Below are 21,972 nucleotides of genomic sequence, written 5' to 3'. Positions count from 1 at the left end.
CCGCCGCAATTCAGGAGAGCGGAGGTGAACCGCATGGATCGTTTTGAAGCGCTGGATGCGTGGCGTGGGATCTGCGCCCTGCTGGTGGTCCTGTTCCATTTCTGCTTCGTGTTCGTCTCGCCGCTGACCGACGTGCGGCTCGTCTCGAATGCTTACCTGCTGGTGGACTTTTTCTTTGTCCTCAGCGGCTTCGTGGTCTGCCACGCTTATGGCCACAGGCTCGGCACGCTCGCCCATTGGCGCAGCTTCGTGGTGCGGCGGCTGGGGCGCCTGTGGCCGTTGCACGCGGCGATGCTGGCGGCCTTCGTGGTCTTTATCGGCCTCGTCAACCTGGTGCCGCACCCGGAGCGGTTCGCTCTCACCGTGATGCCGAGCGAATATTCCCTGGTCTCCATTCCCATCCATCTGGCGTTGCTGAACGCGGCCAACCTCCATGGCATGTCTTGGAATGCGCCGAGCTGGAGCATCGGGGCGGAGTTCTACACCTACCTGCTGTTCGGCGCGGTGGTGGTGCTGGTAGCCCGGCGGCTATGGGCGGCGGCGCTTCTGCTCTCGCTCGCTGGCATCGGCGTGCTGGCCGTGGCGTCCCCCACCTATATGAACTCCACGGCCGATTTCGGCCTGTTCCGCTGCGTCGCCGGCTTCTTCCTGGGCGTGGCGGCCTATCACTTGCACGCGCGCATCTGCGGCATGCGGCTCCCGGCGGCGAGCATGCTGGAGCTCCTCTCCGTGGGCGCGGTGGCGGGCTTCGTGGTGGTGGCGGGCCATGGGCCCGACCAGGTGGCGCCCTGGAGCCTCGCCGCACCCGTGGTTTTTGCCGGTGCGGTTCTGGTGTTCGCCCGCCAGGAGGGAGCGGTCTCGCGGCTGCTTCTCGCCAAGCCGTTCGCGCGGCTCGGGGCGTGGTCCTACTCCATCTACATGACCCACCAATGGGTGCTGATGGTGGCGGCCTTCCTCGCCTGGACGGTGGCGGGCCTATTGGGCTTGGGCCTTGAGCGGCAGGTCCTGGTGGAGGGGCACGCCAAGGCGCTTTACGATCTCGGCAGCACGCCTGCCAGCCTCGTTTTGCTGGCGGCCATCCTTACCGCCGTTCTCGCCCTCTCCGCCTTCACCCATGCCCGCGTCGAGCGCCCGGCGCAGGTGCGCTTCAACCGCATGGCCGAGCGTCTGGAGCGCGGCGTCCAGGTGCGCCGCGCCTATGGCCTCGCCCGTCAGCGGCCCGACAGGCGGGCCTCCAGAGCCTCGTAGAGCGGGTTGTCGGAGGCGAACACATATTCGATGGGCGCCACCGTCACCATGCTCGCCCCATGGGCGCGCAGGAAGGTGGCAAGGCCATGCAAGGTGTCCGGCGGGCAGTGCAAGGTGAGCATGCCGGAGGAGGTGGGGCCGCCAAACGGCGCCACGCAGCGGAAATCCGCCACCGCCCGTTCCACCAGGCTGGCATCGCATTGCTCGAAGCGCGTGCGCACCTCGCGCATGGTGCGGGCGCGCCGTTCCGCTGCCATGCGGTCGAACATGGCGCGGGCCGCCGCGCGCGCGCCCATGGTCCAGGGGGCGGTGAGGGAGGCCACCAGATTGGCCTCCGAGCGCAGGATGACGCCGTCATCCACCACTTTCAGCGCATTGGCCGCAAGGGTGGCGCCGGTGGTGGTGATGTCGACGATCAATTCCGCGGAGCCGGCGGCGGGCGTGCCCTCGGTGGCGCCGGCGCTCTCCACGATGCGGTAGTCGACGATGCCGTGGCGGGCGAAGAAGGACCGCGTGAGGTTCACATATTTGGTCGCCACCCGGATCCGGCGGCCGGTGCGGCTGTGGAAATGGCCGGCCACGTCGTCCAGGTCATCCATGGTGGAGACGTCGATCCAGGCCTGGGGCACCGCCACCACCACATTGGCGTGGCCGAAGCCCAGCTTCTGCAGCAGTGTCACGCGGGTCTCGGCCTGGGGGATGTTCTCCCGCACCAGATCTTCCCCGGTCACGCCCACATGGGCGGAGCCGGAGGCGAGCGCGCCGGCAATCTCGGAAGCCGACAGATAGGCCACTTCCACGTCGGCGACGCCGCCTAGCGCGCCGCGATAGTCGCGGGCGCCCCGCGCCTGCAGCAGGGGCATGCCCGCACGGGAAAAGAAGTTCTGCACGTTTTCCTGAAGCCGGCCCTTGGAGGGCACGGCGAGGATCAAGGTCTCGCTCATCAGCGCGCCTCCAGGTTCGCGAGCCGTTCCACCCAAACGGCAAATCCCACCGCCGGCACGCTCCGCCCGGCGCCGATGCGCGCCAGCAGGGGATCGTAGCGACCGCCCGCCACCAGGGGACCGGAGATCCGCTCCTGCGGGTCGTCCAGCTCGAACACCATGCCGCTATAATAGTCCATGGGCCGGCCGAAGGCGGTGGAGAAGGCGATGTCGGCGGGCTCGATGCCGTGCACGGTGAAGAAGCCGGTGCGGCGGTCGAACAGGTCGAGGGCGGCGTTGAGGTCGATGCCCGCATCGCCCGCCAGCGCCCGCAAGGCGGCGGAAGCGCTGTCCGGGTCGCCGGAAATGGCCAGATAGCGCGCGAGGATCATGGAAGTCTCGGCCGGCAGGCCGGCGCCCGCATCCAGCGTCGCCTGTTCCAGGAAGCGCGCGGCAATCTCGGAGACCGAGCGTCCGCCCACCGTATTGATGCCTGCGATGGAGAGCAGATCGGTGATGAGCGCGCGGGCGCCCTCCGGGTCGCTGCCGGCGAGCGCGTTCAGCACGCCGCTCGGCACCGTGCCGCCATTGGCGCGGGGCGCGCCCAGGCGGGAGAGGTCGGCATCGAGCCGGCTTTGGCCGAAATCCTTGATGAGGCGGCGCTTCCAGGCCGGGGCGAGGGGCAGGGCCTCCAGCAGCGCCGAGAACAGGCCGAGATCGCCCAGCCGGATCTTCGGGGAAGGCAGGCCGTAGAGGGCGCACGCCTCAAGGCCCAGAGCCAGGATGTCGGCGTCCGCCGCCTCGGTGTCGGTGCGGCCGAAGGATTCTACGCCCGCCTGGCGGAACTCGCCCGAGGCCTCGCCACGAAAGCGGAAGACCGGGCCGAGATAGCTCACCGCCGCTGGCAGCGGCTGGTTGCGGGCGATCACCTCGCGGGCGACGGGAATGGTCAGGTCCGGCCGCAGGCACAGTTCCCGCCCGTCCGCATCCACAGTCAAGAACAGGCGGCGGCGGATGGATTCGCCCGACACGTCCAGGAAGACGTCGGCCGGCTGGAGGATGGGCGGATCGCACGGCGCATAGCCGGCGGCGGCGAACCGCGCCAGCAGGGCGTCGTCGAGCGCGCGGGTGTCGCGCGGGGGGAGGGGGCTCTGCGGCGCTTCGGCCATGGGATGTCTTCGCCCTGTGGGAGTGCACGTGCGTTTGGCGCGGCTTCTAGCAAAGGCAGCGCCCCGCCACCACCCCGGCGGGCGCGGGAGAGGGCTGCGCGGAGCCGCCTCGATGGAGAGGGGCGGGCGATCAGGCTATGGTGCGCCCCGATTTGGTTGGATTCGGCGGACGCCTGTCCGCCACTTGGAGGAGATGCCCATGGCCGAAATCCCCACTGCCCCGGCCAAGGCCGGCAAGGCTCCGGCCGTCGGCGGCCTCAGCTTCGAGGCGGCGCTGGCCGAGCTGGAGGCCATCGTCCAGCGGCTGGAGCGGGGCGATGTGCCGCTGGAAGAATCCATCGCCATCTATGAGCGCGGCGAGGCCCTCAAGAAACGGTGCGATGCGCTGCTGAAGGAGGCGGAGGCCCGCGTCGAGACCATCGTGCGCGATGCGGACGGCCGCCCGAGCGGAACGGCGCCCCTCGATCCGGCCTGAGGGGCTGTCTGTGCCAGATCGGGACAGGTGAAGCCGCGCCGGTGGGCCAGAGCGGGAACAGGAGGCGAGCGAATCGCGATCCTGTGGATAAACACCGTTTGTTCCGCCAAATCTGCCCGACTGGGAAAGCAGATGCGGCGGGGCGTGATCGCGGGCATGCCATTGGGCATGCCCGCGCTCTTGTCGCGTCCTGCGCCTCTGCCCTGTCCTTATTCCTCGCCCACCACCTTCTGGCGGTGGAGGACCGGCGGGCGGAAGACCAGCAGCTTGTCGATACGCCGGCCGTCCATGTCGACGATCTCGAAGCGCCAGCCATAGGCGTCGAATACGGTGCCCACCGACGGTAATTCCTTAGTCTGCGAGAGGGCGAAGCCGGCAATGGTATGGAAGCCCCGATCCGAGGGCAGTTCCACGTCGAGCACTTCGCGCATCTCGTCCACGGGCGTCTCTCCCGAGATCAGGTAGGAACCATCCTGCCGCCGCACCACATGAACTTCGTCGTGTGTGTCTTCCTCGGAGATAGAGCCGGTGATGGCCACCAGCAGGTCGTAGCCGGTCACCACGCCGACCATGTCCCCATACTCGTCCACCACGATGCCCATGGGCACGTCGGCGCCGCGCAGGATGCGCATGGCTTCCAGTGCCCCGACCGTCTCCACCACGAAAGGCACCGGCTGAACGAAGGCACGCGGGTCCGGCGTTTCGCCCTGGAGGTAGGAGTCCAGCAGACGCTTGGCCTGGATGATTCCCACGGTCTCCTCGGGTGACTTGTCGCAGGCGGGCAGGCGGCTGTGCGGCGTCTGGAGCAAGGTGTCGCGGATTTCCTCGGCGCTGGCCGAGATGTCCACCCATTCCACGTCGGGACGCGGGGTCATGATGGCGGTGACCGGCCGGTCGGCGAGGCGCATCACGCCCGAAATCATGCGCCGTTCCGCGGGCTCGATGACGCCGGAATTCTCCGCCTCGGTGATGATGGCGCGGATTTCCTCATCGGTGACGCCTTCCCCGCTGCGGCCCTTCTCGCCCAGCAGGCGCAGCACCAGCCGGGTGGACGCGTCCAGCAGCCACACCGCCGGCGCGGCCACCTTGGACAGGCGCACCATCAAGGGCGCCATCACGCAGGCGAGCGCCTCGGGATTTTGGAGGGCGAGGCGCTTGGGGATGAGCTCGCCGATGACCAGCGACACATAGGTGATGCCACCCACGGCGAGCGCATAGCCGACGCCATCCGCCGCCGCCTGGGCAAGGCCGGCCTCCTGCAGGGCCGTGGACAGATAGGCACCGAGGCTAGCGCCGGAAAAGGCGCCCGCCAGGATGCCGATGAGGGTAATGCCGATCTGGACGGTGGACAGGAAGCGGCCCGGCTCTGCCCCGAGCGCAAGTGCGGCCTGGGCTCCCTTGTGCCCCCGATCCGCCCGATTCCGGAGCCGGGCGGGGCGGGCCGAAACGATGGACAATTCCGCAGCGGCAAGAACCGCATTGAGAAGAACGAGCAGGAGTACGATCAGGATTTCTATTATCGGCATGGCTTGAAGAGTGACCTGTGCCCTCCCTCCATATCACAGCCGGAGGGCGAAACGCGAAGCCCGCCGCAGGAAAAACCGCGCCGCCGCTTGATCTTGACACTTTTGCGACGATGCCGGCTTCAGAGTTTCATGCCTCTGGGCACCCTGGCGAAGCCCATCCGGCCGACGGGTCAGGCGGCTTGCGCACCGGGCCTGCGGAACAAAACATTGCCCAAAGGGCGCGGAGCGCTCTAGGAGAGCGTCGGTTCATCCGGCTTTCGGCAGGCGTTCATGTCCTTCAACACCTTCGGTCACATGTTCCGGGTCACCACCTTCGGGGAGAGCCACGGTCCCGCGATCGGCTGCGTGGTGGATGGCTGCCCGCCTGGCCTGCGCTTTACCCTCTCCGAGATCCAGGCGGCGCTCGACCGGCGCCGTCCGGGACAGTCGCGCTTCACCACCCAGCGTCGTGAGCCAGACGAGGTGCGCATCCTTTCCGGCGTGCTGGAGCAGGAGGAAGGCGTGCTGGTGACCACCGGAACCCCGGTGGCGCTCCAGATCGACAATGTGGACCAGCGCTCCAAGGACTATGCCAACATTGCCGGCAGCTACCGCCCCGGCCATGCCGACTATACCTATGATGCCAAATATGGGCTGCGCGATCATCGCGGCGGCGGCCGCTCCTCGGCCCGCGAGACGGCAACCCGCGTCGCTGCCGGCGCGCTGGCGGCCAAGGTGCTGCCGGGCGTGACCGTGCGCGGCGCGCTGGTTCAGATCGGCGAGATCGCCATCGACCGCAGCCGCTGGGACTGGGACGAGGTGCCGAACAACCCCTTCTTCTGCCCGGACGCCGCCACTGTGCCGTTATGGACCGAGTATCTGGACGGCATCCGCAAGAGCGGCTCCTCCATCGGCGCAGTGGTGGAACTGGTGGCGGAAGGTGTGCCGGTGGGCCTCGGCGCACCGCTCTATGGCAAGCTCGACGCTGATATCGCCGCCGCCCTCATGGGCATCAATGCGGTGAAGGGGGTGGAGATCGGCGAAGGTTTCAATGCCGCCCGCCTCACCGGCGAGGACAATGCCGACGAAATGCGCCATGGGCCGGATGGGCCGGTCTTCCTGTCCAATCATGCCGGGGGGGTGCTCGGGGGCATTTCCACCGGGGCGCCCCTGGTGGCGCGCTTCGCGGTCAAGCCCACGTCCTCCATCCTGACGCCGCGCCGCTCGGTGGACCGCACCGGGGCCGAGACCGAGGTGATGACCAAGGGTCGCCATGATCCTTGCGTGGGGATTCGCGCCGTGCCGGTGGGCGAGGCGATGCTTTGGTGCGTGCTGGCTGACCATGTGCTGCGCCATCGCGGGCAGGTGGGAATCACGCCGCACTGGCCGTTCGGGGGATGATTTTAATCACGCTGAATTTTTCAAAAATTTCATTGAGACTGAAATTGCCCTCTGCTAGCGTCCGGGCATGAAGCTCGCGGACTGGCTCGAAAGCACCGGAACCAAGCGCAGCGCGTTCGCCCGGCAGGTGGGGCTGTCCCCTGCCAGCGTGACGGCCCTGTGCAACGATGCGCGCGCCTGGGTGTCCCGCGAGACCGCCGAGCGGATCGCGGAGGCGACGGGTCACGCCGTGACCCCGAACGACCTTCTCGGCCTGCCTGCCCCCCGCATCCGAGGTTTGCCCGTGACCGATACTGTCCAGTCCCGCGTCCAGTCCGCCATTGAGGCCATCGCCCGGGGGGACATCGTGGTCGTCACCGATGACGACGATCGTGAGAATGAAGGCGACTTGATCCTCGCCGCCTCGCTCACCACGCCGGAGAAGATGGCTTTCGTCATCCGCAACACGTCCGGCATCGTGTGCACGCCGCTGCCCCCCTCCGAGGCCAAGCGCCTGCGCCTTGAGCCCATGGTGGCCAATAATGATGCCCCCATGGGCACCGCCTTCACTGTCTCCGTGGACGTGAAGCACGGCACCACCACCGGCATCTCCGCCGAGGAGCGCACCAACACCGTGCGCGCTTTGGCCAATCCCAATATGGGCGCCGCTGATTTCGTGCGTCCCGGCCATGTTTTCCCGCTGATCGCCAAGGAAGGCGGCGTGCTCATGCGCTCCGGACATACCGAGGCGGCGGTGGACCTGTGCCGCCTCGCCGGCTTGCCGGCGGTGGGCGTGATTGCCGAACTGGTCAATGATGACGGCACCGTCCAGCGCGGCCCGCAGGTGACGGCCTTCGCCGAGAAGCACAACCTGGTGCGCATTTCGGTGGCGGACCTCATCGCCTATCGTCAGGCGCGCGAGAAGCTCGTCACCCGCTCCGCCGAATTCCCCGTGCCCACCGTCATCGGCGAGATGAAGGGCTTTTCCTTCGTCACGCCGTTCGAGTCCGTGAACCACCTGGCGGTGGTCTATGGTCGGATCGGCGATGGCGAGAACGTTCTGGTGCGCCTGCACCGGGCCGATCCCATCGGCGATGCCTTTGGCGGCGCCAAGTCGGTGCAGAAGGCACTGGAGCGCATCAAGGCCGAGGGGCGCGGTGTGCTGGTCTATCTGCGCGACGGAACCGCGGGCGTCCCCGCTACCGCCGTGGGCGAGACCGAAAAGACCGCCAGCGAGGCCGAGCGTGATCGCCACTGGCGCGAGATCGGACTTGGCGCGCAGATCCTGCGAGACCTGGGCGTGGTGTCTATCCGCCTCCTCGCCTCCAAGACCCGCACCTATGTGGGTCTCGCCGGCTTCGGTATTGAGATCGTCGAGACCGAGCCGCTGGAAGCCTGATGCCGTCTTTGTGACACGCGCGTGCCCCCCGGCGCGCGCGGCGGGTCCATGACGGCCTTTTGCCGACCTTCCGTTGGTGGCAGCATGGAGCATTCCGGCTGCCATCTTCGGAGGACGCCATGGCTTGGCGGCTCACCCGTATCCTTTGCTTTGTCCCCGTTCTCGTGGCTCTGCTTGGATCGGGCGCCGCGCAGGCGGCCCCTGCCGCCGACAACATGGTGGACGTGCAACTCGTCCTGGCCGTGGACGTCTCCTATTCCATGGATCCCGACGAGCAGACCCTCCAGCGCGAGGGCTATGCCGCCGCCCTCGTCTCCGACGACTTCCTCAACGCCCTGCGGCAGGGCCCACGCGGGCGCATTGCTGTCTCCTATGTGGAATGGGCCGGCGAGCGGGAGCAGAGGGTGGTGCTGGATTGGAGCATCATTGACGGCCCCGCCACCGCGCGCGCCTTCTCGGACGCCATTCGGGCGGCCCCGCTGCGGCGCGTCTACCGCACCTCCATTTCCGCGGCGCTGCTCTTTTCCGCCAACCATTTGAAGACGTCGGGCTATCGCGGGCTGCGCAACGTCATCGACGTGTCCGGCGACGGCGTGAACAATCAGGGGCCGCCGGTGGAGCGGGCGCGCGACGCGGTGGTGGCGCAAGGCATCACGATCAATGGCCTGCCCCTGCTGCTGAAGCGCAGCACCAACTCGGCCATCGATATTCCCGATCTTGATGTCTATTACGAGGATTGCGTCATCGGTGGTGCGGGGGCCTTCGTCATCCCGGTGCGCGAGCAGGCGGAGTTCGCCCGCGCCATCAAGACCAAACTGGTGCTGGAGGTGGCAGGGCTGCGGCCGCCCGAAATGCCCCGCATCATCCCAGCCGTCAGCCCGCCGCGCCTTTCCTGCCTCATCGGCGAGCGGCTGTGGCAGGAGCATTGGAACAATTGAGCCGTGAGCCTGCCCTCAGCGGGAGGCGGCCTTCGACGTGGCGAGCTCGTAGCACATGGTGAGGTGCATCTTGATGGTGGGCAGCGTCTCGATGGCGAATTCGCGCATTACGGCGTTGCTGCCACCCTTGGCATAGCCGCCGAACAAGCCCACTGCGTCCATGTGGCCCTGCGTCTGTGCCGCCACATAGGCCGCGTCGAACGCCGCGCCGGACTTGGCGGACAGGTCGGACATGATCTTGTCCAGGTCCGGCGTCAGGCCCGGAGCAGGGGTGATGCCCGTATTGGCCTTGCCGAGGGCCGCGACGAAGGCCTCGCCGATGCGGGTGTGATCCGTGATCATGTGCTGGGCAAAGGCCCGGATCGCCGGGTTCTTCGACTTTTCCAGCGCCAGCTTGCTGCTGGCGATCTCGAACCCGTTGGCCGCCGCCGCTGTCTTCACGAACGCGTCCGTCGAGGGGACCCGGGCGACCGCAACCAGGGCTTGGGGGGCGGGGCCAGGGATGTCTTGCGCCAAGGCCGGAAGCGATCCGACGGCGACACCGAACACCAGGGCAAGGGCAACACTCTTCAGGCCACGCACAGGACGCCCCTCTGGTTCGCTTCGTTACGCCGGCATTGTACAGAAACCGAGCGCAGCGAACAGCTTGGCGAACGGGACATCCCCGGAAAGTCCTCAGCGCTCGAAAATCCCCACCAGCTCCACATGGGGCGAATAGCGGAACTGGTCGACCGGGGTGACATGGGCCAGCCGGAAGCCACCAGCGGCCAGGATCGCCGCGTCGCGGGCGAAGGTGGCGACGGAGCACGACACATAGACGAGGCGGGGCAGCCTGGAGCGTGCGAGTTCCCGGGCCTGGGCTTCCGCGCCCTGTCGGGGCGGGTCGATCACCACCGCATCGAACTTGGCCATCTCCTCGGCGAGAAGCGGGCGGCGGAACAGGTCTCGGACTTCAGTGTCAACGCCCTTTAGGCCCGGCGTGCCCTGGGCCGCTCGCTTCAGGGCGGCGATGGCCGGGGCGTTGCTCTCCACCGCGAGCACGCGCGCATGCGTCGCGAGCCGCAGCGCGAAGGTGCCGACGCCGCTGAAGAGATCCGCCACCCGCTTGGCGCCGCTTACACCCTCCGCGGCGAGCCGCGCGAGGCAGGCCTCGCCCTCGGCCGTCGCTTGGAGGAAGGAGGCAGGCGGCAATTCCACCCGCGCGGCGCCCATGGTGAGGAAGGGCGACGCGCGCTGGAGCACCAGTTCGCCATGGCGGGTGAGGCGGGCGAGCCCGAAGCGTTCGGCGATGACGGCGAGATCCATGGCCAGCAGCGGCGGCAAGGGGCCGGAGCCGCGCACATCCACATCAAGGCCGCTTTCGGTGGCGGTGACCTGGACGTCGAGCGGCTTGTTGAGCGGCGCCAGCGCCTCGGCCAGCGCCTGAGATGCCTCCAAAGCGCGGGCAAGGCCCGGTGCGAGCACCGGGCAATGGGTGATGGCCACCATGGCATGGGAGCGGCGCTCGGCAAATCCCACCACAGTGCGCGGACCCTTCTGCCGCGCATGGAAGATGACCCTCCGCCGTCCGGCGCCATGGGCATCGATGAGGGGCTTCACCTCGGCAGCGATACCTTCGCGCTCCAGCGCGTCCACCACTGTCTGGCGCTTCCAGGCCTGGTAGGCACCGGCTTCCCAATGCTGGAGCAGGCAGCCGCCGCAGACGCCGAAATGGGTGCATTCGGGCGCCACACGCTCAGGGCTCGGCTGAAGGATGGCCGTCACATTGAGGCGATCCTTGTCCTTTACGCCTTCCACCGTCTCGCCGGGCAGCACATAGGCGGCGAACAGGGCGCCCTCCGGCGTCTTTGCGATGCCATCACCTTGCGCGCCCATGCGCGCGATTTCCACCTGCATCGGGCCTGCCTGTCTCTCAATCAGGTTCATGAGGCGCTCTCATGAGACGTTCTTATGGGACGTCCTCATGGGCGCTAGAAAGGGCGCTCGGCGCCCAGGAGGAATTCGCGATTGCCGTCGCCGCCGGCGATGGGGGAGGGGACAAGGCCCCGCACGCGCCAGCCCTGGCTCTCTATCAGGCCTTGGATGCGGGCGCACACCTCTTCATGCACCGCCGGGTCACGCACGATGCCCTTCTTCACATGAGCGGGGCCAGCCTCGAACTGGGGCTTCACCAGCACCGCCATCTGCGCCCCGGGACCGGCGAGGGGGAGGGCTGGCGGCAGGACCAGAGCGAGGGAGATGAAGCTTACATCCGCCACCACCAGGTCCACCGGCTCCGGGATGAGATCCGGGCCGAGGCTACGGGCATCGGTGCCCTCCAGGAGCCGGACCTCCGGCCGCGCCCGCAGGCGGGGATGGAACTGATCGTGGCCCACGTCCACCGCATAGACCCGCCGTGCGCCCCGCCGCAGGAGAACATCGGTGAAGCCACCGGTGGAGGCGCCGAGGTCCAGCGCCACCCCACCTTCAGGATTGATGCCGAACGTATCAAGCGCCGCCGCCAGCTTCAGCCCCCCACGCGAGACATAGGGGTGCAGGTCCGTGGCCTCGATGGCCGCATCGGCGTCGACCATGTCGGAGGGCTTGTCGACCACCCGCCCGGCCACGCTCACCCCGCCAGCCAGGATGGCGGCCTGGGCGCGGGCGCGGCTGTCGAACAGTCCGCGCGCCACCAGGAGCTTATCGATCCGCTCACGCCCCATTCCTGCCAGTCCTGCCCTCTTGGCCATGGCGCTCCATCGCCCAGGGCAGGGCAAGGATGCAACACTTTTGAGCGATATGTATGGAGCGGGTGCAACGCCCGCTCCAGCCCCACATGCGAACATGTTGGGAAACATAGAGTTTTGACGGCCGGCGTTACCGGGGTGGGGCAATCTCCCGCCGGTTGAGCCGCCCTGTTCCGAGTCGACGTGGCTAGGACGTTGAAATAATAAGGAAAGAGGTTGCCTCAGCAGAGGCGCGATCCGGTCATGGACGCCGTTGCGGGGGGCGATTGACCGATGAATCGCCTTTCCTGGCTATAAGGGCGGATGAACCCGCGCACAGGACCGCTTTTGCGGTGACCGTGCACGCATCCCGCCCCCGGTTTCGATGCGGAAGCATGGCCTCTGCCGTTCTGGTGTCCGCGCCGTGCGACGCTCCGGCCGAGAGGCCGTGATGGGAGACGAGATGCGTTTCAGGTTCCTTGTTCTTCACCTGGCCGTGGCGGTGCTGACGCTGGGACCGGGCCTTGGCGCGCTCCAGGCGGCAACGCCCAAGCCGAGGCCCGCCAAGCCCGCGACACCGCCGGATCCGCGCGTCTGGTCGCTGGCCAAGGGCGAGGATACCTTCGCTCTGCGCTACGCCCTGCCGCGGGAAACGGACCCCTCCTTTGCCGCCACCTGCCAGCCATCGGCCAACCTGCTGCAGATCGCGGTTGAGGTGAAGACCAAGAAGATTGCGTCCGGCGATGGCGTCCCCCTGTCCTTATCCAATGGCCGCCGTCGTCTCGAACTGGCGGCGACCGCCTTCCTGGGGTCGTCGGATGGCGACCTGGTGGTGGAGGCGGCGGTGAGCCTGAATGCCCGCGTCTTCGACCTGTTCCGGGATGGCGACACGCTGGTCATCAAGCTGCCGGGAGAGACGCAGTCCTTGCCGCTTGCGGGCGCGCGGACGCGGCTGGCGGATTTCGAGCGGGCCTGCCTGCCCAAGCGGTGAGGCGCCGGCCGCGCGGCAAAAGGCGCAGTCCGAAAGGATGGCGGTTCTTGAACCTGGCGTCGGGGCGTCTTTTCCTTTTTCCAATTTTCCTTTTTCCAAGTCTCGCTATGATCGCGCGCCTGCCTTCATGGAGCACATCATGTATCGCGCAGTTCTGGCGCTTTCCGTCCTTGCGGTCTCGGCTCTTCCGGCTGCAGCACAGGTCAAGCTGAATTGGACCACCACCGAGACGGACAACGGCGCGAACCTGGCATTCGGCACAGAAGACAGCAGCCAACTGCTGTTCGTGTGTGAGCGCGGCAAGCCTCTGGCTTTGGTTAACGTCTCCGGCGCCAAGGGCCTGAAGGGCGATGATCCCGCCAAGGTCATCTTCACCGCCGGAAAGCTCAAGAAGGAGCTCACCGGCAAGGCGGTGGCCGCTGACACCTCCATCGATGTGGAAGCCGGCTCCAAGCTGGAGGATGTGAAGGCGTTGCTCGCCAGCGGCAAGACCCTCACGGTGGAGGTGAAGGGTGCCAAGCAGCAGATCCCCCTTGCCGGCGCTCCGGAGGCCTATGTCCAGTTCGAGGCCTTCTGCAAGTAAGGCGGCAGGCTGACCGAACGGGTCTCCACTGAGGAACGGGGCGCGCGGCGCCCCGTTTTCGCGTCAGGCCCGCAGCGAGCGCACCTGGCGTTCGCCGGTACGCCCAAGGGCCGCAAGCGCCTTGGCGCAGATGGCATCGCCGTCGAGCCCGGCCTGCGCCAACTGGCGGGCCTGGGTGTCCTGGTCGATATAGATGTCGGGCAGCACCATGCTGCGCACCTTCAGGCCCCGGTCCAACGCGCCCCGGTCAGACAGCAACTGGAACACCTGCGAACCGAAGCCGCCGACAGAACCTTCCTCCACCGTCACCAGCGCCTCATGGGCGCGGGCAAGGCGCAGGATCAGTTCCTCGTCGATGGGCTTGGCGAAGCGGGCATCCACGACGGTGGCGGAGATGCCGAGGTCCGCCAGCCGCTCGGCCGCCTCCAGGCAGGCGGCGAGGCGTGTGCCAAGCGACACGAGGGCCACCTGCGTGCCCTCCTTCACCACCCGTCCGCGCCCGATGGGCAGGATCTCGCCCTTCACCGGCCGTTCGATGCCCACCCCGTCGCCGCGCGGGAAGCGGAAGGCGATGGGGCCTTGGTCGAACGCGGCGGCAGTGGCGACCATATGGGTCAGTTCGGCTTCGTCCGCCGGCGCCATGAGCGTGAAGCCAGGCAAGCAGGCCAGATAGGCGATGTCGAACGCGCCCGCATGGGTCGCGCCGTCCGCGCCCACAAGGCCCGCCCGGTCGATGGCAAAGCGCACCGGCAGGCCCTGCAGCGCCACGTCGTGCACCACCTGGTCATAGGCGCGCTGCAGGAAGGTGGAATAGAGCGCGCAGAAGGGTTTGTAGCCCTCCGCCGCGAGGCCGGCGGCAAACGTCACCGCATGCTGCTCGGCAATGCCCACGTCGAAGGTGCGCTCGGGATAGGCCTGTCCGAACAGGTCGATGCCGGTACCCGAGGGCATGGCGGCCGTGATGGCGACGATCTTGTCGTCGCGTCGGGCCTCGTTGATCAGGCTCTCCGCGAAGACGCGGGTGTAGCTCGGCGCGTTGGACTTGGGTTTCACCTGCGTGCCGGTCACCACGTCGAACTTCACGACACCGTGATACTTGTCCGCCGAGGCTTCGGCAGGGGCATAGCCCTTGCCCTTCTGGGTCACCACGTGGATCAGGATCGGTCCCGTCTTGGCATCGCGCACGTTGCGCAGGACGGGCAGCAGGTGCTCGAAATTGTGGCCGTCGATGGGACCCACATAATAGAAGCCCATCTCCTCGAACAGCGTGCCACCGGTCCAGAAGCCGCGAGCGAACTCTTCCGCCCGCGCGGCGCCGCGTTCCACGAACTTGGGCAGGTGGCCGGCCAGCTGCTTGCCGATCTCCCGCAGCGAGAGATAGGTGCGCCCCGAGATGAGACGCGCCAGATAGGCTGACATGGCCCCGGTGGGCGGGGCGATGGACATGTCGTTGTCGTTGAGCACCACGATCAGCCGGCTGTCCATGGCGCCGGCATTGTTCATGGCCTCATAGGCCATGCCCGCCGACATGGCGCCGTCCCCAATCACGCAGACGATGTTGCGTTCTTCCCCCGAAAGATCCCGCGCCACGGCCATGCCGAGGCCGGCGGAGATGGAGGTGGAGGAATGCGCCGCGCCAAACGGATCGTACTCGCTCTCCGAACGCCGGGTGAAGCCGGACAGGCCCCCGCCCTGGCGCAAGGTGCGTATGCGATCCCGCCGGCCGGTGAGAATCTTGTGGGGATAGCACTGGTGCCCCACGTCCCAGATGAGCCGGTCATGGGGCGTGTCGAACACGTGGTGCAGGGCGACGGTGAGTTCCACCACCCCAAGCCCGGCGCCCAAATGGCCGCCCGTCACCGATACCGCATCGATGGTTTCCGCGCGCAGTTCATTGGCGAGCTGGGCGAGCTTCTCGTCGGGAAGCCGGCGCAGGTCAGCCGGCACATGGACCGTATCAAGAAGCGGGGTCTTGGAAACCGTCACTGATCACTCCGCCGAATAAGGCTCGACCCCCTGGGAGGCCGGCTTCGGGCGCCCGGCTTGGCCGGCCGGACCCGTCTTGTGTGCCGCCCTGAGTGCGGCTGTTTCATGGTCCCTAGCGCGGGACCCTCCCAAACACAAATAACAACGCGCAACGCGTGCGCAATGGATCATTCGGCGGGGGCGCATGCCGGCAAGGCTGTTCCGGTCAGTCCGGCCCGGTCCGCATGCCGGGCCTTTGCATGTCCAGGAGGCCAGCCAGCTTGCCGGCTCGGATCATCACGCGATGGGCGTTGAGCGTGAGCGCCGCCAGGGCGACCCCGCCGGCGAGCTTGAGGCAGGTGGCGGCAAAGGAGGGCGCGCGGTGGTATTTCCGGCGCACATAAATCTCCGACCGCATCTTCCAACGATTGATGCGGAAGGTCTGCGAGAGGGCGGGCGTGGAGGATTTGCCGCCCGCATGGCGCACCTGTGCGTCGCGCACCACAATGATGGGAATGTGCCGGGCGAGGGCCCGAAGGCCGAGATCATCATCCTCGTGATAGAGGAAGATGGCCTCGTCAAAGCCCCCCAGGTCCAGGAAAACATCCTTCTCCACCAGGAAGGCGGCGCCATGGACGAAGCGGGTGCAATAATCGCCCGCAATCTCTTGCGCCGACAGGCGCCGCGCGCGCGGGACCGGCTCCAGGATGGAGCCTTCCTTGCGCATGAGGCGGCCATCCTCCGCCAGGATGGAGGGCATGAGCAAAGCCGGGCCATAGGCGGAGACCGCAGCCAGCAGGCGCTCCAGCGCGCCGTCTTCCAATGCGGCATCGGGATTGAGAAAGAGCAGCAGGCGCCCTTGGGCGGACCGCGCGCCCAGATTGCATGCGGCGCCGAAACCCAGGTTGCGCGGTTGCGCCAGCACGCGGACCGGGCGCGGGAGACGGGCGGCGAAGTCGGTGCCGGCGGGGCTCGCATTGTCGACGATGATGACGTCGCAGGCGGCCGGCACGGAGGCCACCGCACGGCCGATGACGGCATGGCTGTTATAGGTGACGAAGACCACGCTGACCGATGCCAGGTCGATCGCAGGTTCCGCCGCTGTCCCTTCCGACACCTCGCCGCCTTTCATGACGTCACGCCTTCCGGCTTGGTAGACCGCCCCCGCGGCCTTGGGAAGGCGCCTTGCCGTGTCACGCCGTGCCCTTCCGTCCGGCCCCATCCTCCAGTAGAAGGCGCGGACCATGTCGCAGGACGGCCCGCACTCCTTCATCCGCCGCCACTTCTTTTTCGTGGCGGGCTATGACCCCATGGATGTCGTGGGCCATCATCGCATTTTCGCGCGCGAAAGCGCGCGCTTCGCCGGAACGTGGCAGGCCCGGACCTGGAGCGAGGGTGAACTGCACGAGACGCCCACGGGGGCCTATTGGGATGCCGGTGCCGCCGGTCCCGGATGGGAAAGCGCCACCCGATTTGAACTGCTCGCCTGGAACGACATCGTCAAGGCAGACATGGCCCGCTCCCGCTGGTCCCATATCCTGGGCTCCGCTCGTGCTATGTGGGACATGGTCGCGACGGGCACGGTGATCCGCTATTTCCGCTTCAGCCGCCGCTACGGCATCTTCTTCGCCCTGACCTATGTGATGCTGCTCGCCATGACTGGCCTTGGCATCGGGGCAGGCCTCGTCGCCTATGATTTCGCCGCGCCGCTGGGCCCGCTGGCAGCGCTTCCGGCGGCGGTGGCGGCGGGACTGGCGGTTTTTTTCGGTCTCATGGCCACCCTCGGAGCGCGGGTGAAGCTCAAGCAGTCCCTCGACCTTGCGGAATTCTCGGTGGATTTCGTGCGGGGGCGCCACGGTGCCATCGACGCGCGGCTTGAGGCCTTTGCGGACCGCCTCATCGCCGTGGCACGGAACGGGGGCGTCGACGAGATCGTCGTCGCCGGGCACAGCCTCGGCGCCATGCATGTGGTGAGCCTGGTTGCCCTCGCCTTGCGCAAGGACCCCGATTTTGCGCGTGCCGTGCCCGTGCGCCTGCTTACCGTGGGCTCCACGGCCGCCAAGTTCGCCCTTCATCCTGCTGGCGGCCGGCTGAGGGAGGCTGCCCGCACGGTGCACGATGCCACCAGCCTCGATTGGATCGAGTTCCAGGCCAAGGACGACATTGTCAGCTTCTATAAGGTCGATCCGGTCAGCCTCACCCATGCGGGAAATGGCGACGGCTCCCGGCGGCCCTTCATCCGGCAGGTGACCATACGGGGCATGATGACGCCGGGCACCTATGCCCGCTATCGGCTCGACATCATGCGCCTTCATTGCCAGTTCTTCCTGGCCAATGATTGCCGTGCCCCTTACGACTTCTACGCCTTCATCCATGCGCCCATCTCGTGTTCCGACCTGGTGGCGCAGATGGAGGGGCCTATGGCCATCTTCGCTCCCGACGGCAGCCTCATTCCCGGCGCACATCTGAGACGTCTATGACCCTGCTTGCATGTTCCAAGATCGCCTGGGCGCTTGGCGTCATCGCCTGGTACGTCATCCGCCTGCCGTTCGAGCGCAAGGCCAAGCGCGCGCAGGTGGCGGATGCCCGCCATCGCACGCTGAGGGAGATGGTGCTCCTGTCCATTTCCACGCTGGGCCTGGGCATCGTTCCGGCCATCTATGCCGCCACGGGCTTTCCCAAGGGGCTGACCTATGCCCTCTCGCCGGTTCAGGTGATGGCGGGCATCTGTGTCTTTGCGGCCTCGCTCTGGCTGTTCTGGCGCACGCACCGGGATCTCGGCCGCAACTGGTCGGTGACGCTGGAGATCAAGGATGCTCATCAATTGGTGACCGGTGGCGTTTACGCCTATGTGCGCCACCCCATGTATTCCGCCTTCTTCCTGTGGGCGGTGGCGCAGGCGCTGCTGCTTCCCAATCTCGTCGCCGGCCCCGCCGGCCTTGTCGGCTTCGGCATCCTGTTCGCGTTCCGGGTGGGGCGCGAGGAGGCCATGATGCGCCAGACCTTCGGGCCGGCCTATGACGCCTACTGCGCCCGCACCCGGCGGATCATCCCCGGCATTTTCTGAAGGCTCACAAGGGCTTGTCCGGCCAGCGGCAGAGGTCGTTGATGGGGCATATGGGGCAGTCAGGCCGCAGGGCCTTGCAGATATAGCGCCCGTGCAGGATCAGCCAGTGGTGGGCGTGCAGCTTGAATCTGCCGGGAATGCGCGCCTCCAGCTTCTCCTCCACCTCCAGCGGCGTCGCGCCGGGGGCAAGGCCGGTGCGGTTGGCCACCCGGAAGAGATGGGTGTCCACGGCGATGGTGGGGTGCCCGAACGCCATGTTCAGCACCACATTGGCCGTCTTGCGGCCGACGCCGGGGAGCGCCTCCAGCGCGGCCCGATCCTGCGGCACGGCCCCGCCATGGCGCTCCAGCAGGAGGCGTGAGAGCTCCACCACATTCTTCGCCTTGCCCCGGTAAAGGCCGAGCGTGCGGATGTGGCTGGCGACGCCTTCCTCTCCGAGTGCCACCATGGCGGCGGGCGTCGCGGCGGCGGCGAACAGGCCGCGCGTCGCCTTGTTGACCCCGGCATCGGTGGCCTGTGCGGAGAGCACCACCGCCACCAGGAGGGTGAAGGGATCGGAATGCTCCAGCTCGCCCTTCGGCTCGGGATTGAGGCGCTCGAAGCGGGCGAAGGCCTCCGTGATCTCCCTCTTGGTCCAGGGCCGCACCGTCTTGCCATGGGCGGCGGCCGCCGCATTGGCCACGGCACGGCGGCGCGGGGTGGGCGAGGGCTCCGGCAGGAGGATCGCTGGCGGCGCCTTGCTGCGGGAGGGGCGTGTCGCCTGAGCCTTGGCGTTCGCCGGTATTGTTCCGGCATGGCTTGGTTTTGCGGCCGGGCGGGCCTTGGGGCGAACAGGGGTCGGCGCCGCCACGCCCTCCGCCGGAGCGTTGGGCTCTGGGGGGGCGCCGGCCGATGCGGGTTCGTTGGCTATGGTTTTTCGGGCCATTTTCTTCATATACTAAGGGCCATGATCAAGGCCAATGAGCTGCCCTTTCCAGACGATGGAGAGCCCACCGTTTTCGCGGCTGCGATGGCGCCCCATCGTTCCTTGTCGCGCAAGGGGTTCCTCATCGTCATGCTCGCCATGGGCGGCGTGAGCTTTGCCTGCGGCCTGTTCTTCCTGGCGCTGGGCGCCTGGCCCATCTTCGGCTTCTTCGGCCTCGACGTGGCTTTGCTCTATTGGGCCTTCCAAGCCAATTTCAAGGCGGCGGCAGCGCGGGAATATATCCGCATCACCCCGAGCCTGATCCAGGTGCGCCACGTGCCGGCGCGCGGTGTGGCGCGGGACGTGGAGATGAACCCCTTCTTCACTCGGCTCTGGCGGCGGGACGTGGAGGAGTTCGGCACCCTCGACATGGCCCTCGAAACGCGCGGCCGACGCACCCCCGTCGGCATCCATCTTGGCCCGCACCAGAAGTCGGAGCTGGCGGCGGACCTGACTTCGGCGCTGAGCGAGGTGAAACGGGGCGTGACGCGCTCGGTGTTCTGACCGCCTCCCGATCCGCCGCCGTGAAATCGGGTGGGCAGCCCCTGGGGGTCGTGGTCTGATGTCGGCTCGTCACTTGCGAGGAGATGAGCCGGTGCTTGCGCAGGAGAGCTTTACCCTGGACCTTCCCCAACCCGGCGCCCTCGCCATCCCCACGCCGGCCACCGAGCTCGAGATCGCCGCCGCCGACTATGACGTGGTGCGGCGGGCGGTGTCCTACATCTCCAACCATGTGCGGGACCAGCCCGAAGTTGAGGAGATCGCCCGCGCCACCGGCGTCAGCGCGCGGGCGCTGACCGACCTGTTCCGCCGCTGGTGCGGCCTTACCCCCAAGGCGTTCCTGCAGGCGGTGACCCTGGATCGGGCGCGCCGGGTGCTGGCGGAATCCTCCAATGTGCTGGACGCGGCACTGGAACTGGGCCTTTCCGGTCCTGGGCGCCTGCATGACCTGTTCGTGGTGCATGAGGCCATGTCGCCCGGTGAATGGAAGACGGGCGGGCAGGGGCTCGTGATCCGCTATGGCTTCCATCCCTCGCCTTTCGGCCGGGCGCTGGCCATGTCCACCGCGCGCGGCCTGTGCGGCCTCGCCTTCGCGGACCTGGGCGAGGAGGTGGAGGCGCTCGCCGACATGCGCCGCCGCTGGCCCAATGCGGATTATGTTGAGGACCCTGCCGCCACCGCGCCCCTGGTGCAGCGCATATTCGACCCCACCACCTGGCGGGAGGACCAGCCGCTGCGCATCGTCTTCATCGGCACCGATTTCGAGGTGCGGGTGTGGGAGACGCTCCTGCGCATCCCCATGGGCCGGGCCACCACCTATTCCACCATAGCCGGCCATGTGGGCCGCCCCGCCGCCGCGCGGGCGGTGGGTGCGGCGGTGGGCAAGAACCCTATCTCCTTCGTGGTCCCCTGCCACCGCGTGCTGGGCAAGAGCGGAGACCTGACGGGCTATCATTGGGGCCTCACCCGCAAGCGCGCCATATTGGGCTGGGAGGCGGGGCAGGTGCAGGATGTGCGCTGCGGCCTCCTGTCGCCCGGGGCGCCGCAAGGGCGGCTTCCCCTGTTCGGCAAGTGAGCGGCCGCGCGCGCCTCACGCCAGGGCGAAGCGCAGCAGCACCGTGCGCTGGAGCGGGCTGAAATTGTCGTCGGAAATCAGGGTCAGGAGGGTCTCCCCTGACGGCCCGGTGGTCACCGACAGGCCTTCCATATTGTCGATCTCAAACCCCATGTCGGCGCGGATGAGCACTTCGCCGTCAATGGTGGAGCCGGGGCGCACCGCGTCCATCTCGAAGCGGCGGATCTGCATGGAGACGCCATCAGAAGGCGAATAATGGCGCTCCAGAAGATAGAGCCGGCCATCTGGGCCGACGTCCGCATCGGTGGCGTTGAATTTCCAGCTCTTCTTGATGAGGAAGCGGCCCGGACGCGGCCCGCCGATAAGGAAGCCCGGCAAGTCGGGATTGGCCGTGGTCCCGGCCTCGCCGATGGCGATAAGGGTGCCCGCACGCGGACCCGATGGGATCACGGCAAGGCTCTCCATGCCCCGGTTATTGGCGAGCGCCTTCACCCCCTCAGGCACATGCACGCTGACGCCGCGCTGGCCGAGCGGATCGGGGCCGGGAAAGCGCCAGACCTCGTTGACACCCTCGATTCCCACATAGATGCCGTCCGGGCCGACGGCGAGGGATTCGGTATCCGCCCGCCCGCTCTCAGCCAGCGGCCGGCCGGTCTCGTCCAGCATGGCGGCGACGCGCACGCGGGAGAGGCGGACGGGCCGCACGCCCTCCGTCTCCAATTGGCCGGAGAGGAAGAGGCCCGCATCGGTAAGCGCCAGGACATGCTCTCCATGCCCCGTGATGCGAAGCCCCGATAGGCCTCCAAAGCCAGCAAAGCCGGACGCGAGCCTCAAGCCGCCCAGGAAGGTGAGTGCGCCGAACCGCGTTTCATCGCCACCCGCGCGGAAGCGGTCGATGGGAATGGACGTGACCTCTATGGAGAGGGGCGTTACCGGCAGGATGGCGGGCTTCGCGACGGCGCGGGCGAGGCTCAGCGCGAGCGGCGGCGCCATGAGCCCTGCGGCGGCAAGGCCGAGCATGAAACGCCGCCGCCCCAGCGCGGGCGCACCGGGGCGGGGGGAGAACGGGGAGGGACGCGACATG

The 21,972-nt window shown here is 67.7% G+C and carries 21 protein-coding genes; 11 read left to right on the top strand and 10 right to left on the bottom strand.

What is annotated here, in order from left to right; all coding sequences use genetic code 11:
• Nucleotides 1-33 precede the first annotated feature (33 nt).
• Nucleotides 34-1,248 (top strand): acyltransferase family protein, encoded by a 1,215-nt coding sequence (locus J5J86_RS02395; protein WP_209103312.1) that lies wholly within the window; start codon nucleotides 34-36, stop codon nucleotides 1,246-1,248.
• Here J5J86_RS02395 and hisG read toward each other — a convergent pair.
• Both hisG and J5J86_RS02385 read right to left on the bottom strand, forming a co-directional pair.
• Nucleotides 1,212-2,192 (bottom strand): ATP phosphoribosyltransferase, encoded by a 981-nt coding sequence (gene hisG / locus J5J86_RS02390; protein ID WP_209103310.1) that lies wholly within the window; start codon nucleotides 2,190-2,192, stop codon nucleotides 1,212-1,214. The genes J5J86_RS02395 and hisG overlap by 37 nt on opposite strands.
• Nucleotides 2,192-3,340: an ATP phosphoribosyltransferase regulatory subunit gene (locus tag J5J86_RS02385; protein WP_209103308.1), complete on the bottom strand. Its 1,149-nt coding sequence runs from the start codon at nucleotides 3,338-3,340 to the stop codon at nucleotides 2,192-2,194. The genes hisG and J5J86_RS02385 overlap by 1 nt, the downstream gene beginning before the upstream one ends.
• Nucleotides 3,341-3,539: 199 nt before the next feature.
• Here J5J86_RS02385 and J5J86_RS02380 point away from each other — a divergent pair, with 199 nt between their 5' ends.
• Nucleotides 3,540-3,815 (top strand): exodeoxyribonuclease VII small subunit, encoded by a 276-nt coding sequence (locus J5J86_RS02380; protein ID WP_209103306.1) that lies wholly within the window; start codon nucleotides 3,540-3,542, stop codon nucleotides 3,813-3,815.
• Nucleotides 3,816-4,024: 209 nt separating this feature from the next.
• Here the strand turns inward: J5J86_RS02380 and J5J86_RS02375 are convergent, their stop codons facing one another.
• Entirely contained in the window at nucleotides 4,025-5,341 is a 1,317-nt protein-coding gene (locus J5J86_RS02375; RefSeq protein WP_209103305.1) for a hemolysin family protein, read from the bottom strand.
• Between the two features lie 270 nt (nucleotides 5,342-5,611).
• Between J5J86_RS02375 and aroC the strand changes: the two genes are divergently transcribed.
• From aroC to J5J86_RS02360, 3 genes are all read left to right on the top strand, one after another.
• Complete coding sequence (gene aroC / locus J5J86_RS02370) at nucleotides 5,612-6,721, top strand: chorismate synthase (protein ID WP_209103303.1); 1,110 nt, start codon at nucleotides 5,612-5,614, stop codon at nucleotides 6,719-6,721.
• A 67-nt stretch (nucleotides 6,722-6,788) separates the two neighbouring features.
• Nucleotides 6,789-8,099, top strand: a complete 1,311-nt coding sequence (ribB, locus tag J5J86_RS02365; RefSeq protein WP_209103301.1) for a 3,4-dihydroxy-2-butanone-4-phosphate synthase — start codon at nucleotides 6,789-6,791, stop codon at nucleotides 8,097-8,099.
• A 119-nt stretch (nucleotides 8,100-8,218) separates the two neighbouring features.
• Nucleotides 8,219-9,037: a DUF1194 domain-containing protein gene (locus tag J5J86_RS02360; protein WP_209103300.1), complete on the top strand. Its 819-nt coding sequence runs from the start codon at nucleotides 8,219-8,221 to the stop codon at nucleotides 9,035-9,037.
• A gap of 15 nt (nucleotides 9,038-9,052) precedes the next feature.
• Here the strand turns inward: J5J86_RS02360 and J5J86_RS02355 are convergent, their stop codons facing one another.
• From J5J86_RS02355 to J5J86_RS02345, 3 genes are all read right to left on the bottom strand, one after another.
• Nucleotides 9,053-9,478 (bottom strand): DUF4142 domain-containing protein, encoded by a 426-nt coding sequence (locus tag J5J86_RS02355; protein ID WP_209103298.1) that lies wholly within the window; start codon nucleotides 9,476-9,478, stop codon nucleotides 9,053-9,055.
• Between the two features lie 234 nt (nucleotides 9,479-9,712).
• Nucleotides 9,713-10,963, bottom strand: coding sequence for a class I SAM-dependent RNA methyltransferase (locus J5J86_RS02350; protein WP_247657921.1), 1,251 nt, complete (start codon nucleotides 10,961-10,963; stop codon nucleotides 9,713-9,715).
• 44 nt (nucleotides 10,964-11,007) lie between these two features.
• The gene (locus J5J86_RS02345; RefSeq protein ID WP_247657919.1) at nucleotides 11,008-11,766 is read right to left on the bottom strand and encodes a TlyA family RNA methyltransferase; all 759 of its coding nucleotides are present in this window, start codon (nucleotides 11,764-11,766) and stop codon (nucleotides 11,008-11,010) included.
• Nucleotides 11,767-12,205: 439 nt separating this feature from the next.
• Between J5J86_RS02345 and J5J86_RS02340 the strand changes: the two genes are divergently transcribed.
• Complete coding sequence (locus J5J86_RS02340) at nucleotides 12,206-12,733, top strand: hypothetical protein (RefSeq protein WP_209103297.1); 528 nt, start codon at nucleotides 12,206-12,208, stop codon at nucleotides 12,731-12,733.
• Between the two features lie 139 nt (nucleotides 12,734-12,872).
• On the top strand, nucleotides 12,873-13,316 hold the full coding sequence (locus J5J86_RS02335; RefSeq protein ID WP_209103295.1) for a hypothetical protein: 444 nt from the start codon (nucleotides 12,873-12,875) through the stop codon (nucleotides 13,314-13,316).
• Nucleotides 13,317-13,379: 63 nt separating this feature from the next.
• Here J5J86_RS02335 and dxs read toward each other — a convergent pair whose 3' ends face one another.
• The gene (gene dxs / locus J5J86_RS02330) at nucleotides 13,380-15,302 is read right to left on the bottom strand and encodes a 1-deoxy-D-xylulose-5-phosphate synthase (protein WP_209103294.1); all 1,923 of its coding nucleotides are present in this window, start codon (nucleotides 15,300-15,302) and stop codon (nucleotides 13,380-13,382) included.
• Between the two features lie 205 nt (nucleotides 15,303-15,507).
• Complete coding sequence (locus J5J86_RS02325; protein ID WP_209103292.1) at nucleotides 15,508-16,413, bottom strand: glycosyltransferase family 2 protein; 906 nt, start codon at nucleotides 16,411-16,413, stop codon at nucleotides 15,508-15,510.
• 112 nt (nucleotides 16,414-16,525) lie between these two features.
• Between J5J86_RS02325 and J5J86_RS02320 the strand changes: the two genes are divergently transcribed.
• Complete coding sequence (locus tag J5J86_RS02320) at nucleotides 16,526-17,761, top strand: hypothetical protein (protein WP_209103290.1); 1,236 nt, start codon at nucleotides 16,526-16,528, stop codon at nucleotides 17,759-17,761.
• Nucleotides 17,758-18,348 carry a protein-S-isoprenylcysteine O-methyltransferase gene (locus J5J86_RS02315; protein WP_209103289.1) on the top strand — a complete coding sequence of 197 codons (591 nt, stop codon included), beginning with the start codon at nucleotides 17,758-17,760 and terminating at the stop codon, nucleotides 18,346-18,348. Before J5J86_RS02320 ends, J5J86_RS02315 begins: the two co-directional genes overlap by 4 nt.
• Before the next feature lie 4 nt (nucleotides 18,349-18,352).
• Here the strand turns inward: J5J86_RS02315 and nth are convergent, their stop codons facing one another.
• Nucleotides 18,353-19,198, bottom strand: a complete 846-nt coding sequence (gene nth / locus J5J86_RS02310) for an endonuclease III (RefSeq protein WP_446698652.1) — start codon at nucleotides 19,196-19,198, stop codon at nucleotides 18,353-18,355.
• Between the two features lie 96 nt (nucleotides 19,199-19,294).
• On the opposite strand from nth, the gene J5J86_RS02305 reads away from it, so the two are divergent.
• Both J5J86_RS02305 and J5J86_RS02300 read left to right on the top strand, forming a co-directional pair.
• Nucleotides 19,295-19,816: a DUF2244 domain-containing protein gene (locus J5J86_RS02305; protein ID WP_209103287.1), complete on the top strand. Its 522-nt coding sequence runs from the start codon at nucleotides 19,295-19,297 to the stop codon at nucleotides 19,814-19,816.
• A gap of 115 nt (nucleotides 19,817-19,931) precedes the next feature.
• A complete protein-coding gene (locus tag J5J86_RS02300) occupies nucleotides 19,932-20,888 on the top strand; it encodes a methylated-DNA--[protein]-cysteine S-methyltransferase (RefSeq protein WP_446698676.1) in 957 nt (318 codons plus the stop codon).
• Nucleotides 20,889-20,903: 15 nt separating this feature from the next.
• On the opposite strand, the gene J5J86_RS02295 is transcribed toward J5J86_RS02300, so the two are convergent.
• Nucleotides 20,904-21,971 (bottom strand): esterase-like activity of phytase family protein, encoded by a 1,068-nt coding sequence (locus tag J5J86_RS02295; protein ID WP_209103283.1) that lies wholly within the window; start codon nucleotides 21,969-21,971, stop codon nucleotides 20,904-20,906.
• Nucleotide 21,972: the final 1 nt, after the last annotated feature.

It is taken from the genome of Aquabacter sp. L1I39, assembly GCF_017742835.1.
Taxonomy (GTDB): Bacteria; Pseudomonadota; Alphaproteobacteria; order Rhizobiales; family Xanthobacteraceae; genus L1I39.
The sequence above is the reverse complement of the archived record's forward strand: the minus strand, read 5'-3'. Positions and strand labels throughout refer to the sequence as shown.

Coding starts and splice junctions, on each gene's coding strand:
- J5J86_RS02395 (WP_209103312.1), top strand. CDS start 34: ATGGATCGTTTTGAAGCGCTGGATGCGTGGCGTGGGATCTGCGCCCTG.
- hisG (WP_209103310.1), bottom strand. CDS start 2,192: ATGAGCGAGACCTTGATCCTCGCCGTGCCCTCCAAGGGCCGGCTTCAG.
- J5J86_RS02385 (WP_209103308.1), bottom strand. CDS start 3,340: ATGGCCGAAGCGCCGCAGAGCCCCCTCCCCCCGCGCGACACCCGCGCG.
- J5J86_RS02380 (WP_209103306.1), top strand. CDS start 3,540: ATGGCCGAAATCCCCACTGCCCCGGCCAAGGCCGGCAAGGCTCCGGCC.
- J5J86_RS02375 (WP_209103305.1), bottom strand. CDS start 5,341: ATGCCGATAATAGAAATCCTGATCGTACTCCTGCTCGTTCTTCTCAAT.
- aroC (WP_209103303.1), top strand. CDS start 5,612: ATGTCCTTCAACACCTTCGGTCACATGTTCCGGGTCACCACCTTCGGG.
- ribB (WP_209103301.1), top strand. CDS start 6,789: ATGAAGCTCGCGGACTGGCTCGAAAGCACCGGAACCAAGCGCAGCGCG.
- J5J86_RS02360 (WP_209103300.1), top strand. CDS start 8,219: ATGGCTTGGCGGCTCACCCGTATCCTTTGCTTTGTCCCCGTTCTCGTG.
- J5J86_RS02350 (WP_247657921.1), bottom strand. CDS start 10,963: ATGAACCTGATTGAGAGACAGGCAGGCCCGATGCAGGTGGAAATCGCG.
- J5J86_RS02345 (WP_247657919.1), bottom strand. CDS start 11,766: ATGGCCAAGAGGGCAGGACTGGCAGGAATGGGGCGTGAGCGGATCGAT.
- J5J86_RS02340 (WP_209103297.1), top strand. CDS start 12,206: ATGCGTTTCAGGTTCCTTGTTCTTCACCTGGCCGTGGCGGTGCTGACG.
- J5J86_RS02335 (WP_209103295.1), top strand. CDS start 12,873: ATGTATCGCGCAGTTCTGGCGCTTTCCGTCCTTGCGGTCTCGGCTCTT.
- J5J86_RS02325 (WP_209103292.1), bottom strand. CDS start 16,413: ATGAAAGGCGGCGAGGTGTCGGAAGGGACAGCGGCGGAACCTGCGATC.
- J5J86_RS02320 (WP_209103290.1), top strand. CDS start 16,526: ATGTCGCAGGACGGCCCGCACTCCTTCATCCGCCGCCACTTCTTTTTC.
- J5J86_RS02315 (WP_209103289.1), top strand. CDS start 17,758: ATGACCCTGCTTGCATGTTCCAAGATCGCCTGGGCGCTTGGCGTCATC.
- J5J86_RS02305 (WP_209103287.1), top strand. CDS start 19,295: ATGATCAAGGCCAATGAGCTGCCCTTTCCAGACGATGGAGAGCCCACC.
- J5J86_RS02295 (WP_209103283.1), bottom strand. CDS start 21,971: ATGTCGCGTCCCTCCCCGTTCTCCCCCCGCCCCGGTGCGCCCGCGCTG.